The organism is Salipiger bermudensis (assembly GCF_019801965.1).
GTDB lineage: Bacteria > Pseudomonadota > Alphaproteobacteria > Rhodobacterales > Rhodobacteraceae > Salipiger > Salipiger bermudensis_A.
The window spans coordinates 235,365-250,769 of sequence record NZ_JAHVIA010000001.1; the positions used below are offsets into that span (position 1 = coordinate 235,365).

Consider the following 15,405-nt stretch of genomic DNA (forward strand, 5'->3'; position numbering starts at 1 on the left):
ATAGCCCACCCTACGGTGGTGGGTAGGGCGGGGACCGACCCCGCCACCCGGCTTATGCGTACTTCGACTGGATCTCGTCAGAGATGTTCTGCGGAACCGGATCGTAGTGGTCGAACTGCATCGTGAACTGCGCGCGCCCCGAGGACATGGAGCGCAGGTTGTTGATGTAGCCGAACATGTTGGCCAGCGGCACGAAGGCCTGGATCGCCACGGCGTTGCCGCGCGGCTCCTGACCCGACACCTGACCGCGACGGGAGGTGAGGTCACCGATGATCGAACCGGTGTACTCTTCCGGGGTCACGACCTCGACCTTCATCATCGGCTCGAGCAGCTTCGCACCGGCCTTGCGCAGACCTTCGCGCATTGCCATCCGTGCCGCGATTTCGAAGGCCAGGACCGAGGAGTCCACGTCGTGGAACTTACCATCGATCAGGGCGACCTTGAAGTCGATCACCGGGAAGCCCGCGAGCGGACCGGAGTCCATCACCGACTTGATGCCCTTTTCGACACCCGGGATGTATTCCTTCGGAACCGCACCGCCGACGATCTTGCTCTCGAACGAGTAGCCTTCGCCCGGCTCTGTGGGGCTGATGACCAGCTTGACCTCGGCGAACTGACCCGAACCACCCGACTGCTTCTTGTGGGTGTAGGTGTGCTCGATCTCGTGACCGATGGTCTCGCGATAGGCCACCTGCGGGGCACCGATGTTGGCTTCCACCTTGAACTCGCGCTTGAGGCGGTCGACCAGAATGTCGAGGTGAAGTTCGCCCATGCCCTTCATGATGGTCTGACCGGACTCGAGGTCGGTCTCGACGCGGAAGGACGGGTCTTCGGCGGCCAGACGGGCCAGACCCTGGGACATCTTCTCCTGGTCGTTCTTGGTCTTCGGCTCGACCGCGATCTCGATGACCGGATCGGGGAAGGTCATGGTTTCGAGCACGACCGGCGAGGACTGGGCGCAGAGCGTGTCACCGGTGGTGGTCTCTTTCAGACCGGCCAGCGCGATGATGTCGCCTGCGAAGGCCTCTTCGATCTCTTCGCGGTTGTTCGAGTGCATCATCATCATACGACCGATGCGCTCTTTCTTGCCCTTGGTCGAGTTCAGGATCGAGTCACCCTTGTTCATCACGCCCGAGTAGATCCGGGTGAAGGTCAGGGAGCCCACGAACGGGTCGTTCATGATCTTGAACGCGAGGCCGGAGAACGGCTCGCTGTCGTCCGCGTGGCGGGCGATGTTGCGCTCTTCCGACTCGTCGTCCGGCGAGAAGCCCATGTAGGGCGGCACGTCGAGCGGACCGGGCAGGAAGTCGACCACGGCGTTGAGCAGCGGCTGGACGCCCTTGTTCTTGAACGCCGAACCACCGAGAACCGGCACGAAGGACAGCGACAGGGTGCCCTTGCGGATCAGCTCGCGCAGCTTGTCGATCGACGGCTCTTCGCCCTCGAGATAGGCTTCCATCGCGTCGTCGTCCTGCTCGACGGCGTTCTCGATCATGTGCGAGCGCCACTCGTCGGCCAGGTCCTTGAGCTCGTCGCGGATCGGCTGGCGCACCCAGGAGGCGCCCAGGTCTTCACCCTGCCAAACCCACTCTTCCATGGTGACGAGGTCGACGATGCCTTCCAGCTTGTCCTCGGCGCCGATCGGGAAGTTGACCGGAACGGGCGTCGCGCCGGTGCGGTCCTTGATCATCTTCACGCAGTTGAAGAAGTCGGCACCGATCTTGTCCATCTTGTTGACGAACACGATGCGCGGAACCTTGTAGCGGTCGGCCTGGCGCCAGACGGTCTCGGTCTGCGGCTCGACGCCGGCGTTACCGTCCAGAAGGCAGATGGCACCGTCGAGAACCGCCAGCGAACGCTCCACCTCGATGGTGAAGTCGACGTGACCGGGGGTGTCGATGATGTTGTAGCGGAACTTGGTATCCGACGTGCCTTCGGCGGTCGGATCTTCCTGCCACTGCCAGAAGGTGGTGGTGGCGGCGGAAGTGATGGTGATCCCGCGTTCCTGCTCCTGCTCCATCCAGTCCATCGTGGCTGCGCCGTCGTGGACTTCGCCGATCTTGTGGGAGCGGCCGGTGTAGTAGAGAATGCGTTCCGTCGTCGTGGTCTTGCCCGCATCGATGTGGGCCATGATCCCGAAGTTACGGTAACGCTCCAGCGGATAATCGCGTGCCATGATGGACTGCCTTTCCTGGATTTACCAGCGGTAGTGGCTGAACGCCTTGTTCGCGTCGGCCATCTTGTGAGTGTCTTCGCGCTTCTTCACGGCCGAACCGCGAGATTGCACAGCGTCCAGAAGCTCACCTGCGAGGCGCTCTTCCATGGTGTTCTCGTTGCGCGAACGCGAGGCGTTGATCAGCCAGCGGATGGCGAGCGCTTCGCGGCGCTCGGGGCGCACTTCGACGGGCACCTGATAGGTGGCACCACCGACGCGGCGCGAACGAACCTCGACCGACGGTTTGATGTTGTCGAGCGCTTCGTGGAACACTTCCACCGGCGCGCGCTTCACCTTGCCTTCGACGCGGTCGAGCGCGTTGTAGACGATCTTTTCTGCGACCGACTTCTTACCGTCGATCATCAGGTTGTTCATGAACTTGGTCAGCACGACATCGCCATACTTGGCGTCGGGCAGGACTTCGCGCTTCTCTGCAGCGTGACGACGAGACATTTCCGTATCCTCTTACTTGGGACGCTTCGCGCCGTACTTCGAGCGACGCTGCTTCCGGTCCTTGACACCCTGGGTATCCAGCACACCGCGCAGGATGTGGTAACGCACACCGGGAAGGTCTTTCACACGGCCGCCACGGATGAGCACAACGGAGTGCTCTTGCAGGTTGTGGCTCTCGCCCGGGATATAGCTGATCACCTCGAAGCCGTTGGTCAGGCGCACCTTGGCCACTTTCCGCATGGCGGAGTTCGGCTTCTTGGGGGTGGTGGTGTAGACGCGGGTGCAGACGCCACGCTTTTGCGGGCATTCCTGCAGGTGCATCGACTTGGAACGTTTGACTTTGGGCTGCCGCGGCTTGCGGATCAGCTGCTGGATCGTGGGCATTTGGGTATCTTCCCCGTGTTTCTCACATATGTGCTGCACGGGGCGTCCCGTGCGGTTCATCATTCAAGGCGCCCTGCGCGTCCGCAGGTCACCGGCGATACATCTCCCCTGACCTGACAGTCAGAGACGACGCAAAGCACCGCATCCGCTCCCGTAAGGGAACGACGCGGTGGGTGTCCAGAGGATCGGGGCCGAGGCCCGGATCGTGACCGCTTCAGTACTGTAGAACGCACCGGACGCACTGATGCCTCCGGCGAATTGAGGCGCGTATAGGGGGAGTCGCGGACCTTGTCAACATGAGCCGCACCTTGTCAGGACAAAGCGGCGATGCGATGCAGGTCCGGGGCTTGTTTCAGAGGAGCGAGGGCGATGCAAGTGATCGGGCTGTGCCGGTTTTCCTATCCGGCCGAGGGCGGCTTCCAGGTCGAGCACGACGATACCGCCGCCCGTGAGGCCTATCTCTTCGCCCCGGCCCGGCTCGAGGAGCGCTTCCGGCACTTCGAGGCGATCTGCCTGCCGGGGCTGAAGGCCCAGAGCGATCCCGACTTCACCTTCCTCGTGCTGGTGGGCACCTCCCTGCCCCCCGAGGCGCGCGCGCGGCTCGAGGCGCTGCTCTCCGGTTTCCCGCAGGCCCGCATCGTGGCTCGACCACCGGGGCCGCACCGGGCGGTCTGTCAGGAGGTGATCAACGCCGCCCGCGAAATGGCCCTGCCCTGCCTGCAATTCCGCCACGATGACGACGACGCGGTGGCGGTGGATTTCGTCGCCACCCTGCGCGAGGCGGCGCAGGACGTGGCGTCGCTGCGCGCCAGGCACCGGCTGGTGGGGTTCGACTGGAATCGCGGCTATGTCGCCCGGCCCGACGCGCAGGGGATCTCCGCCGAGGAAACGGTGACGCCCTATTGGGGCGTGGCCGAGGCGATGGCGGTGGCGCCGGGCGTCAAGCAGAGCACGATGAATTTCGGCCACAACAAGATCATGCGCTTCATGCCCACGGTGACCTTCACCGACCGGCCGATGTATGTGCGCGGCCACAACGATCACAACGACTCGCGGCAGAAGAAGCACGTCAAACCCGTCGCCCTGCCCCGGCTCGACGCGGCCGGCGAAGCGCTCTTCCGCGAGCGCTTTGCCATCGACGCCGATCAGGTGCGCCGGATCTTCGCCTGAGCCAAGGCGCGGCGGCGCAGCTGGCCCTCGCGCCAGAGGTTGAAGCTGCCGGTGGCCACGATGATCGCCGCGCCCAGCAGGGTGAGCGGCACCGGCCAGTCGCCGAAAACCAGCAGCCCGACGACCAGCGCGATCAGCAGCCCGGTGTAGCGGAATGGCGCGACGAAGCTCATCTCGCCCACCCGCATGACGATCACCGACAGGCTGTAGCCGGCGATGATGAACAGCGTCGCCCCGGTCAGCAGCAGGCCCAGCCGCGGCGTGATCGGCGCCCAGTCCTGCCCCAGCGACATGGTCAGCGCGAAGAGGAACACCGCAACCGACGAGACCAACGTGACGGTCAGCGACGGCACCGCCGCCGACATCCGCCGGGTGACGAGATCCCTCAGTGTTACGAAGGCGACCGCCACCAGCGCGAAGATCGAGTAGAGGTTGAAGCCCTCGGTGCCCGGCCGCACGATCAGCAGCATGCCCGCGAAGCCCGCCGCGATGGCGAGCCAGCGCCGCCAGCCCACCTTCTCGGCGAAGAACACCGCCGAGCCCAGGGTCAGCGTGAGCGGCAGCATCTGCAGAAGCGCGGTGACGTTGGCCAGCGGCATGTGGCGCAGCGCGGTGAGGAAGAAGTAGGTCGAGCCGACCTCGGCCATCGCGCGGGTCAGCACCAAGGCCCAGTCGCGCCGCGGCAGGTCGAAGCGCAGCGCGTTCAGGCGCCACGCCATCAGCGCGATGAAGATGCTCGCGAAGAAGCCCCGGATCACCAGCAGCTGGGACAGCGAGATCGCCTCGCCGATCGCCTTCACGCAGGTATCGCCCAGCGTGAAAGCCGCCATCGAGGCCATCATCAGGAGCGCGCCGCGGGTGTTGTCGGAAAGCTGTGCCATGGCTTGATCGGTAGACCCGTCGCAGCGTTCCGCCAAGGGGAATCCGTTCGACCACGTACGATTTCCGCGGGCCCCGGAATGCGCCCCGAGAATACGAAAAAGCCCCCGCGCACGGCGGGGGCTTTCTCAGTTCGGGAAGAGGCGAGGCTTACTCGCGGCTCTCCGGCGTATCCACGACCAGGTTGTCGAACTCGTCGCCACCGATCACGTCGCTGCCCGAGAAGTCGGCGTCCGGTGCGGCGAGGGCTGCCGCGGCTTCCGCCTCGGCCTTCTTGACCTCGATCACCTTGCCGTCGCGGTCGGTCGCGATCTTGCGCACCCGCTGGGTCGCGCCACCGGTGCCCGCCGGGATCAGGCGGCCCACGATGACGTTCTCCTTGAGGCCCACGAGCTTGTCCTTCTTGCCCTGCACCGAGGCTTCGGTGAGGACCCGGGTGGTCTCCTGGAAGGAGGCCGCCGAGATGAAGGAGCGGGTCTGGAGCGACGCCTTGGTGATGCCGAGAAGGATCGGTTCGCCCTGTGCCGGACGGCCGCCCTTCTTCTCGATCTTGGCGTTGGCCGCGTCGAACTCGGCCTTGTCCACGTGCTCGCCCTTGAGAAGGGTGGTGTCGCCGCTGTCGGTGATTTCCCACTTCTGCAGCATCTGCCGGACGATGACCTCGACGTGCTTGTCGTTGATCTTCACGCCCTGCAGTCGATACACGTCCTGCACCTCGTCGATCATGTAGTTCGCCAGCGCCTCGATCCCCATGATGGCGAGGATGTCGTGCGGCGCCGGGTTGCCGTCCATGATGTAGTCGCCCTTCTGGACGTAGTCGCCCTCGACCACGGGAATGTGCTTCCCTTTCGGGATCATGTATTCCTTGGTGTCGAGCGTTTCGTCGACGGGCTCGATCGCGATACGGCGCTTGTTCTTGTAGTCCTTGCCAAAGCGCACGTAGCCGTCGATCTCGGCGATGATCGCGTGGTCCTTCGGACGGCGTGCCTCGAAGAGTTCGGCCACACGCGGCAGACCACCGGTGATGTCCTTCGTCTTCGCACCTTCGCGCGGGATACGCGCCACGACGTCACCGGCCTTGACCTCCTGCCCGTCTTCGCAGGACAGGATCGCGTCCACCGACATCGGGTAGGTGATCGGGTTGCCGGCCGCGTTGCGGACGGGCTCGCCGTCGCCATCCATCAGGATGATCTCAGGCTTGAGCTCGTTGCCCTTCGGAGCGGCACGCCAGTCGATCACGATCTTCTGGGTCATGCCGGTGGCTTCGTCGGTCTCGTCGCGCACGGCAAGGCCGTTCACGAGGTCGACGTGACGGGCCACACCATCGGCTTCCGCGATGATCGGCAGGGTGTAGGGGTCCCACTCGAACAGCTTGGTGCCGCGCGACACGGTCTCGCCTTCCTTGACGAAGAGCTTGGTGCCGTAGCCCAGCTTGTGGCTGGCGCGCTCAGCCCCGTCCTCGCCCTGGATGATGAGCTTCATGTTGCGGCCCATCACCAGCGTTTCGCCGGAGGTGTTCTCGAGCGTCGAGGCGTTCTCGAAGACGATGATGCCTTCCTGGCTCGCCTCGAGGAACGACTGCTGACCACCCTGTGCAACGCCGCCGATGTGGAAGGTCCGCATCGTCAGCTGGGTGCCCGGTTCACCGATCGACTGCGCCGCGATGATGCCCACGGCCTCGCCGATGTTGACCATCGTGCCGCGTGCAAGGTCGCGACCGTAGCACATGGCGCAGACGCCCTCTTCCGCCTCACAGGTGAGCGGCGAACGAATGCGTGCGGTCTGCACCGCGGCGCTTTCGATGGCATCGGCCATGCGCTCGTCGATGAGCTGCCCATCGCGGACCAGCACCTCTTCGGTGCCGGGGCGCATGATGTCCTCCGCCGCGACGCGGCCCAGGATACGCTCACCGATGCTCGACACGACCTCACCGTCGTTGACCGCCGCTTCCGCGGTGATCGCACGGTCGGTGCCGCAATCGCGCATGCGCACGATGCAGTCCTGCGCCACGTCCACCAGACGACGAGTCAGGTAGCCGGAGTTTGCCGTCTTCAGAGCGGTGTCCGACAGACCTTTACGGGCGCCGTGGGTCGAGTTGAAGTACTCGAGAACGGTCAGGCCTTCCTTGAAGTTCGAGATGATCGGGGTCTCGATGATGTCGCCGTTCGGCTTCGCCATCAGGCCGCGCATCCCGCCCAGCTGCTTCATCTGCGTGACCGAGCCACGGGCACCGGAGTGCGCCATCATGTAAACCGAGTTGGGTTCCATCTCGGAGCCATCCTCGGCGCGCTTGGCGGCGGAGATGGTATTCATCATGGCGTCGGTGACCTTGTCGTTACACTTCGACCAGGCGTCCACGACCTTGTTGTACTTTTCACCCTGGGTGATCAGGCCGTCCATGTACTGCTGCTCGAAGTCCTTCACCTGGTCGCGGGTTTCCTCGACCAGATCCCACTTGTTGTCGGGGATGACCATGTCGTCCTTGCCGAACGAGATGCCCGCCTTGAAGGCCTCCTTGAAGCCCATCGACATGATCTGGTCACAGAAGATGACCGACTCCTTCTGACCGCAGTAGCGGTAGACGGTGTCGATGACGCGCTGCACGTCTTTCTTCCGCAGCAGGTCGTTGACGAGATCGAACGGTGCCTTGGCGTTCATCGGCAGCAGCGCGCCGAGGCGCACGCGACCGGGGGTGGTCTCGTAGCGCTTGACGATCTCCTGGCCGGTCTCGTCGATCTGCTTGACGCGGCAGGTGATCTTGGCGTGCAGGTGCACTTCGCCGGCGGTGAGCGCGTGCTCGACCTCTTCGATGTTCGAGAACACCATGCCCTCGCCCTTCATGCCTTCGCGCATGATGGTGAGGTAGTAGAGGCCGAGGATCATGTCCTGCGACGGCACGATGATCGGGCTGCCGTTTGCGGGCGACAGCACGTTGTTCGTGGACATCATCAGGACGCGCGCCTCGAGCTGCGCTTCCAGCGACAGCGGCACGTGAACGGCCATCTGGTCACCGTCGAAGTCGGCGTTGAAGGCCGAACACACGAGCGGGTGCAGCTGGATCGCCTTGCCCTCGATGAGCTGGGGCTCGAACGCCTGGATGCCGAGACGGTGCAGCGTCGGCGCACGGTTCAGCAGGACCGGGTGCTCGCGGATCACCTCGTCGAGAATGTCCCAGACCTCGGGGCGCTCTTTCTCAACCAGCTTCTTCGCCTGCTTCACGGTGCTCGACAGGCCCTTGGCCTCGAGCCGCGAGTAGATGAACGGCTTGAACAGCTCGAGCGCCATCTTCTTGGGCAGGCCGCACTGGTGCAGCTTGAGCTCGGGGCCGGTCACGATGACCGAACGGCCCGAGAAGTCGACGCGCTTGCCGAGAAGGTTCTGACGGAAGCGGCCCTGCTTGCCCTTGAGCATGTCGGAGAGCGACTTCAGCGGACGCTTGTTGGCGCCGGTGATGACACGACCGCGGCGGCCGTTGTCGAACAGCGCGTCGACGGCTTCCTGCAGCATCCGCTTCTCGTTGCGGACGATGATGTCCGGAGCGCGGAGCTCGATCAGCCGCTTGAGGCGGTTGTTCCGGTTAATCACGCGGCGATACAGGTCGTTGAGGTCGGAGGTCGCGAAGCGGCCACCGTCCAGCGGCACCAGCGGACGCAGTTCCGGCGGGATGACCGGGATCACCGTAAGGATCATCCATTCCGGGCGGTTGCCGGACTCGAGGAAGCTCTCAACCACCTTCAGGCGCTTGATGATCTTCTTCGGCTTCAGCTCGCCGGTGGCTTCCTTGAGGTCGGCGCGCAGCTGCTCGGCCTCGGCCTCGAGGTCGATCTGGGCCAGCATCTCACGGATCGCCTCGGCGCCGATATTGGCGGTGAAGGCGTCCATGCCATAGGCGTCCTGCGCATCGAGGAATTCGTCCTCGGTGAGCATCTGGCCATAGGTCAGGTCGGTGAGACCGGGCTCGATCACCACGTAGTTCTCGAAGTAGAGCACGCGCTCGAGGTCACGCAGGGTCATGTCCAGCATAAGACCGATGCGCGACGGCAGCGACTTCAGGAACCAGATGTGGGCGCAGGGCGCGGCCAGCTCGATGTGGCCCATGCGCTCGCGGCGCACCTTCTGGAGGGTGACCTCGACGCCGCATTTTTCGCAGACGACGCCGCGATACTTCATGCGCTTGTACTTGCCGCACAGGCACTCGTAGTCCTTGATCGGGCCGAAGATACGCGCGCAGAAGAGGCCGTCACGCTCGGGCTTGAACGTACGGTAGTTGATCGTCTCGGGCTTCTTGATCTCGCCGTAGGACCACGAGAGGATCCGCTCGGGCGAAGCGAGCGACACCTTGATCTCGTCGAAGACCTTGGGCGGGGTCAGCGGGTTGAACGGGTTGTTCGTCAGTTCCTGGTTCATGTCAAAACCTTTGTGTCATGGCTGCGTCGGGAGAGGGCCCAAGATTTTTCGGAGGAAAAATCTTGGGCGGAAGAATTTTCGGAGGAAAATTCTTCGTCACTCCTCCCCGTCTGCGTCCAGGAGTTCCATGTTCAGGCCGAGGCCGCGGACTTCCTTCACGAGCACGTTGAAGCTCTCGGGAACGCCCGCCTCGTAATTGTCCTCGCCCTTGACGATGCTTTCGTAGACCTTGGTCCGGCCCGCCACGTCGTCCGACTTCACGGTCAGCATTTCCTGCAGGGTGTAGGCGGCGCCGTAAGCTTCCAGAGCCCAGACCTCCATCTCCCCGAAACGCTGGCCACCGAACTGCGCCTTACCACCCAGCGGCTGCTGCGTGACGAGCGAGTACGGGCCGGTCGAACGTGCGTGGATCTTGTCGTCGACAAGGTGGTGCAGCTTCAGCAGGTACTTCACACCCACCGTGACTTTCCGCGCGAACTCCTCACCGGTGCGGCCGTCGAACAGGCGCGACTGGCCGGAGGTGTCGAAGCCGGCACGGCTCAGCGCGTCGTTGACATCCGCCTCCTTGGCGCCGTCGAAGACCGGGGTCGCGATCGGCACACCACGGGTGACGTTGCCTGCGGCTTCCACCAGCAGATCCTCGTCCATGTCGGCGATGCCCTCTTCGTAGACCTCGTCGCCATAGGCGATGCGCATGGCTTCGCGGACCGGCGTCAGGTCGCCCGAGCGGCGGTAGTCGGCAAGCGCGTCGTCGATCTTGATGCCCAGGCCGCGCGAGGCCCAGCCCATGTGGGTTTCAAGGATCTGACCGACGTTCATGCGCGACGGCACGCCCAGCGGGTTGAGGCAGAAGTCGACCGGGGTGCCGTCCTCCAGGAACGGCATGTCCTCCATCGGAACAACGCGGGAGATCACACCCTTGTTGCCGTGACGGCCGGCCATCTTGTCGCCCGGCTGAAGCTTGCGCTTCACCGCCACGAACACCTTGACCATCTTCATCACGCCCGGCGGCAGGTCGTCGCCACGGCGGACCTTCTCGACCTTGTCCTCGAAACGGGCATCGAGGGCGCGCTTCTGCGCCTCGTACTGCTCGTGCAGCGCCTCGACGATCTGCGCGTCCTGCTCTTCGGCGAGCGCCAGCTGCCACCACTGGCCGCGGCTGAGCGTCTCAAGCAGCTCGGAAGTGATCTCCGAGTTCGGCTTCACGCCTTTCGGGCCCTTCACCGCGGTCTTGCCGAGGATCAGGTCGCCGAGACGGGCATAGATGTTGCGATCGAGGATGGCGAGCTCGTCATCCCGGTCACGGGCCAGCTGCTCGACTTCCTCGCGCTCGATCTGCAGCGCACGTTCGTCCTTTTCGACGCCGTGACGGTTGAAGACCCGCACTTCCACGACGGTGCCGTAGTCGCCCGGCTTCACCCGCAGCGAGGTGTCGCGCACGTCGGAGGCCTTTTCACCGAAGATGGCGCGCAGAAGCTTTTCTTCCGGCGTCATCGGGCTCTCGCCCTTCGGGGTGATCTTGCCAACGAGAATGTCGCCCGGCTCCACGTCGGCGCCGATATAGACGATGCCGGCCTCGTCGAGGTTGCGCAGGGCTTCCTCGCCGACGTTCGGGATGTCGCGGGTGATCTCTTCCGGCCCGAGCTTGGTGTCACGGGCGGCGACTTCGAATTCCTCGATGTGGATCGAGGTGAAGACGTCGTCACGCGCGATGCGCTCGGAGATCAGGATCGAGTCCTCGTAGTTGTAGCCGTTCCACGGCATGAAGGCGACGATGACGTTCTTGCCGAGCGCCAGTTCCCCCATGTCCGTCGACGGACCATCCGCGATGACCTCGCCCTTGCCGACCTTGTCACCCACCTTGATCAGCGGACGCTGGTTGATGCAGGTGTTCTGGTTCGAGCGCTGGAACTTGCGCATCCGGTAGATGTCGACGCCGGCATCGCCAAGCTCGAGATCCTCGGTTGCGCGGATCACGATCCGCTGTGCATCGACCTGGTCGACGATGCCGGCGCGGTGCGCCTGGATGGCGGCGCCGGAGTCGATGGCGACCTTGCCCTCGATGCCGGTGCCGACCAGCGGCGCTTCCGAGCGCAGGGTCGGAACGGCCTGACGTTGCATGTTCGCACCCATCAGGGCGCGGTTTGCGTCGTCGTTCTCGAGGAACGGGATCAGCGAGGCACCGACCGAGACCAGCTGCTTCGGCGACACGTCGATCAGGTCGACGCTTTCCGCCGGCGCGAGCGTGTAGTCACCGGACTGGCGGGTGTTGACCATCTCGTTGATGAACTGGCCGTTCTCGTCGATGTTGGCGTTCGCCTGTGCAACCGTGTGGCGCATCTCCTCGGTGGCGGACATGTAGTGGACCTCGTCGGTCACCTGCTTGTCCTTCACCACCCGGTACGGGGTCTCGATGAAGCCATACTTGTTGACGCGGGCGAAGGTGGCCAGCGAGTTGATCAGACCGATGTTCGGGCCTTCCGGCGTCTCGATCGGGCACATCCGGCCGTAGTGGGTCGGGTGCACGTCGCGGACCTCGAAGCCGGCACGCTCGCGGGTCAGACCGCCCGGTCCAAGCGCCGAGAGACGCCGCTTGTGCGTCACTTCGGAGAGCGGGTTGGTCTGGTCCATGAACTGCGACAGCTGCGACGAGCCGAAGAACTCGCGCACGGCAGCCGCGGCGGGCTTCGCGTTGATCAGGTCCTGCGGCATGACGGTGTCGATCTCGACCGACGACATGCGCTCCTTGATGGCGCGCTCCATGCGCAGCAGACCGACGCGGTACTGGTTTTCCATCAGCTCGCCGACGGAGCGGACACGACGGTTGCCGAGGTGGTCGATGTCGTCGACCTCGCCCTTGCCGTCACGCAGCTCGACCAGCGCCTTGATGCACTTGACGATATCGTCGCGGTCCAGCGTGCGCTGGGTATCGGGCTTCTCGAGCGCGAGGCGCATGTTCATCTTCACGCGGCCCACGGCGGAGAGGTCGTAGCGCTCGCTGTCGAAGAACAGGGTGTCGAACAGCGCCGAGGCGGCCTCGACGGTGGGCGGCTCGCCCGGGCGCATGACGCGGTAGATGTCCATGAGCGCGCTGTTGCGGTCCATGTTCTTGTCCTGCGCCATGGTGTTGCGCATGTACGGACCGACGGTGACGTTGTCGATGTCGAGGACCGGGATCTCGGTGATGCCCGCGTCGACCAGCTCCTTGAGGGTGCCGCCGGTCACGTCGCCGTCCTTGTCGACGGTCCAGGTCAGCTCGTCGCCGGCCTCGACATAGATCGCGCCGGTTTCCTCGTTGATGATGTCCTTCGAGACGAACTTTCCGACGATCTGCTCGAACGGCACCAGCAGATTCTGCACCGAGCCTTCGTCGATCAGCTTCTTGACCGCGCGCGGGGTCACCTTCTTGGTGGCCTCGGCGATGATTTCGCCGCTGTCCGCATCCACGAGATCATAGGTCGGGCGCGTGCCGCGCACCCGCTCGGGGAAGAACTTGGTCACCCAGCCTTCGCCGCGGCGCAGGTTGTAGGTGACGGTCTTGTAGTAGGCGTCCATGATCGCCTCCTGATCCAGCCCGAGGGCGTAGAGCAGGGTCGTGACCGGCAGCTTGCGGCGGCGGTCGATGCGGGCGAACACGATGTCCTTGGCGTCGAATTCGAAGTCGAGCCACGAGCCGCGGTAGGGGATGATGCGGCAGGCGAAGAGCAGCTTGCCCGAGCTGTGCGTCTTGCCCTTGTCATGGTCGAAGAACACGCCCGGCGAACGGTGCATCTGAGACACGATCACGCGCTCGGTGCCGTTCACGATGAACGTGCCGTTCGGCGTCATGAGCGGCATGTCGCCCATGAACACGTCCTGTTCCTTGATGTCCTTCACCGACTTGGCGCCGGTGTCCTCGTCGATATCGAACACGATCAGGCGCAGGGTGACCTTCAGCGGGGCGCTGTAGGTCATGTCGCGCTGCATGCACTCTTCGACGTCGTATTTCGGCTTCTCCAGCTCGTAGCTGACGAATTCGAGGACCGCGGTCTCGTTGAAATCCTTGATCGGGAAGACCGACTGGAACACGCCTTTGATCCCCTCGCCGTCGGTCGGCTGGGGCTGGTCACCGGATTTCAGGAAGAGTTCGTAGGAGCTTTTCTGAACCTCGATGAGGTTCGGCATCTCCAGAACCTCACGAATTTTACCGAAATATTTGCGAAGACGTTTCTGGCCAAGGAAACTTTGCGCCATGAGGTTTGTCACCTTTTCAGCTTCTCACCGGTCGCGCGCGCTGTCGGGCACCAGCGGCACGTCCATCCGAGACGACGGTTCTGATCCATTCCTGGCCCCTGTCCCACCAAGGGCCTCCCGATCGGTGAACTCGTCTGAGAAAAGCCCCTCCCCCGCACGCCGGCAAGGGGCCTCTCTGAGACGGGTTCGGCTGGGCCCGGGAGAACCCCGGACCCAGCCTGAAGTCGTGATCACATGCGGTGCGGATGCACCATGCGTGATTACTTGAGCTCGATTTCGGCGCCTGCTTCTTCGAGCTTCTTCTTGATTTCTTCGGCTTCGTCCTTGGACACGCCCTCTTTGACAGCCTTGCCGCCGGCTTCCACCAGCTCTTTGGCTTCCTTGAGGCCGAGGCCGGTGATGCCGCGGACTTCCTTGATCACGTTGATCTTCTTGTCGCCAGCCGACTTGAGGATCACGTCGAACTCGGTCTTTTCCTCTTCTGCAGCAGCTTCGCCGCCGGCAGCCGGACCAGCCATCATGACAGCGCCGCCAGCTGCGGGCTCGATGCCGTACTCGTCCTTGAGGATGGTTTTCAGTTCTTGTGCTTCGAGCAGGGTCAGACCGACGATTTGCTCTGCAAGTGCTTTAAGATCAGCCATTTTGCTTTTCCGTATCTTTAGATGTGTTCCAACGTGCGGGTGTTCAACCCCACGGGTTCTCGTGACTGCGCGTTACGCCGCCTCGGCCTTTTCCTCGATGGTGGAAAGGATCGAAGCGATGTTCGAAGCAGGTGCGCCAATGGCGCCGGCGATGTTCGAAGCGGGCGCGCCGATGCAGCCGACGATGGAAGCGATGAGCTCCTCGCGCGACGGCATTTTCGACACGGCCTCGACACCGGCCCGGTCCAGAGCCGTTCCGCCCATTGCGCCGCCAAGAATTTCAAACTTCTTGTTTTCCTTGGCGAAGTCCTCGACCACCTTGGCTGCCGCCACGGGATCTTCGGAATAGGTCAGAACGGTCATGCCTTCCAGGAAGCCCGAGATGCTTTCGCATTCGGTGCCCTGAAGGGCGATCTTGGCGAGCCTGTTCTTGGCGACGCGGACCGAAGTTTCAGCCGCGCTTGCGCGCGCCCGAAGATCCGTCATCTCGGCAACCGTGAGACCCTCGTAGCGGGATACCACCACGACGCCAGAGCTTGCGAAGATCTGGCCGAGTTCCTCGACCACTTTCTCTTTCTGGGCTCTATCCACAGTTTCACTCCAGTTGATGGAGGGGAGACCCCTCCGGCTCGTTCAAGCCAGGTTTCCCTGGCCAAGAAGGTCCGATTCGGGTCGTCGCATCGCGTCGCCGGAACACTTGGAGATCCGGTTCGTATGTCTCTTCCCGTCTCAGGCAGGATTTATTGGATGCCTCCAACCCACCGTCTCGGACGAAATCGAGGGCGCCCACGAATCGCGCGGATGCCCTCAACACCGGCTGGATAGCGGTTTTGCCCCGCCCTGCCAAGGGGCCCGGGCAAAAAGGTTCCGTCACGCTGCCGTGACCGTTTCCCCGCGCTTGACGATGCCTCCCTCTGCGACTACCTCGCTAGGGCCGAAAAACGTCTGGCCGGTTCGGTTATCCCGGTCCTCGCAGATCCGCGAGAGTTAGTCGATTCCCGAACCCGCGGCGCAACCCTCACC

General features: G+C 63.7%; 9 protein-coding genes. 1 reads left to right on the top strand and 8 read right to left on the bottom strand.

What is annotated here, in order from left to right:
• Nucleotides 1-52: 52 nt before the first annotated feature.
• Genes fusA through rpsL form a run of 3 tightly spaced genes read right to left on the bottom strand, consistent with a single transcriptional unit; the run spans nucleotide 53 to nucleotide 3,052 of the window.
• Nucleotides 53-2,176: an elongation factor G gene (fusA, locus tag KUV62_RS01200; protein ID WP_222601857.1), complete on the bottom strand. Its 2,124-nt coding sequence runs from the start codon at nucleotides 2,174-2,176 to the stop codon at nucleotides 53-55.
• A 21-nt stretch (nucleotides 2,177-2,197) separates the two neighbouring features.
• On the bottom strand, nucleotides 2,198-2,668 hold the full coding sequence (rpsG, locus tag KUV62_RS01205) for a 30S ribosomal protein S7 (RefSeq protein WP_222601858.1): 471 nt from the start codon (nucleotides 2,666-2,668) through the stop codon (nucleotides 2,198-2,200).
• Nucleotides 2,669-2,680: 12 nt separating this feature from the next.
• Nucleotides 2,681-3,052 carry a 30S ribosomal protein S12 gene (gene rpsL, locus KUV62_RS01210; RefSeq protein ID WP_007118826.1) on the bottom strand — a complete coding sequence of 124 codons (372 nt, stop codon included), beginning with the start codon at nucleotides 3,050-3,052 and terminating at the stop codon, nucleotides 2,681-2,683.
• Between the two features lie 369 nt (nucleotides 3,053-3,421).
• Between rpsL and KUV62_RS01215 the strand changes: the two genes are divergently transcribed.
• Nucleotides 3,422-4,222: a glycosyltransferase gene (locus KUV62_RS01215; protein WP_222601859.1), complete on the top strand. Its 801-nt coding sequence runs from the start codon at nucleotides 3,422-3,424 to the stop codon at nucleotides 4,220-4,222.
• Here KUV62_RS01215 and KUV62_RS01220 read toward each other — a convergent pair.
• From KUV62_RS01220 to rplJ, 5 genes are all read right to left on the bottom strand, one after another.
• The gene (locus KUV62_RS01220; RefSeq protein WP_222601860.1) at nucleotides 4,198-5,103 is read right to left on the bottom strand and encodes a DMT family transporter; all 906 of its coding nucleotides are present in this window, start codon (nucleotides 5,101-5,103) and stop codon (nucleotides 4,198-4,200) included. The genes KUV62_RS01215 and KUV62_RS01220 overlap by 25 nt on opposite strands.
• A gap of 148 nt (nucleotides 5,104-5,251) precedes the next feature.
• Complete coding sequence (rpoC, locus tag KUV62_RS01225; RefSeq protein WP_222601861.1) at nucleotides 5,252-9,508, bottom strand: DNA-directed RNA polymerase subunit beta'; 4,257 nt, start codon at nucleotides 9,506-9,508, stop codon at nucleotides 5,252-5,254.
• A gap of 96 nt (nucleotides 9,509-9,604) precedes the next feature.
• On the bottom strand, nucleotides 9,605-13,741 hold the full coding sequence (gene rpoB, locus KUV62_RS01230) for a DNA-directed RNA polymerase subunit beta (RefSeq protein ID WP_222601862.1): 4,137 nt from the start codon (nucleotides 13,739-13,741) through the stop codon (nucleotides 9,605-9,607).
• 260 nt (nucleotides 13,742-14,001) lie between these two features.
• Complete coding sequence (rplL, locus tag KUV62_RS01235) at nucleotides 14,002-14,382, bottom strand: 50S ribosomal protein L7/L12 (protein ID WP_076696776.1); 381 nt, start codon at nucleotides 14,380-14,382, stop codon at nucleotides 14,002-14,004.
• A gap of 72 nt (nucleotides 14,383-14,454) precedes the next feature.
• Nucleotides 14,455-14,973: a 50S ribosomal protein L10 gene (gene rplJ / locus KUV62_RS01240; protein ID WP_222601863.1), complete on the bottom strand. Its 519-nt coding sequence runs from the start codon at nucleotides 14,971-14,973 to the stop codon at nucleotides 14,455-14,457.
• Nucleotides 14,974-15,405 lie beyond the last annotated feature (432 nt).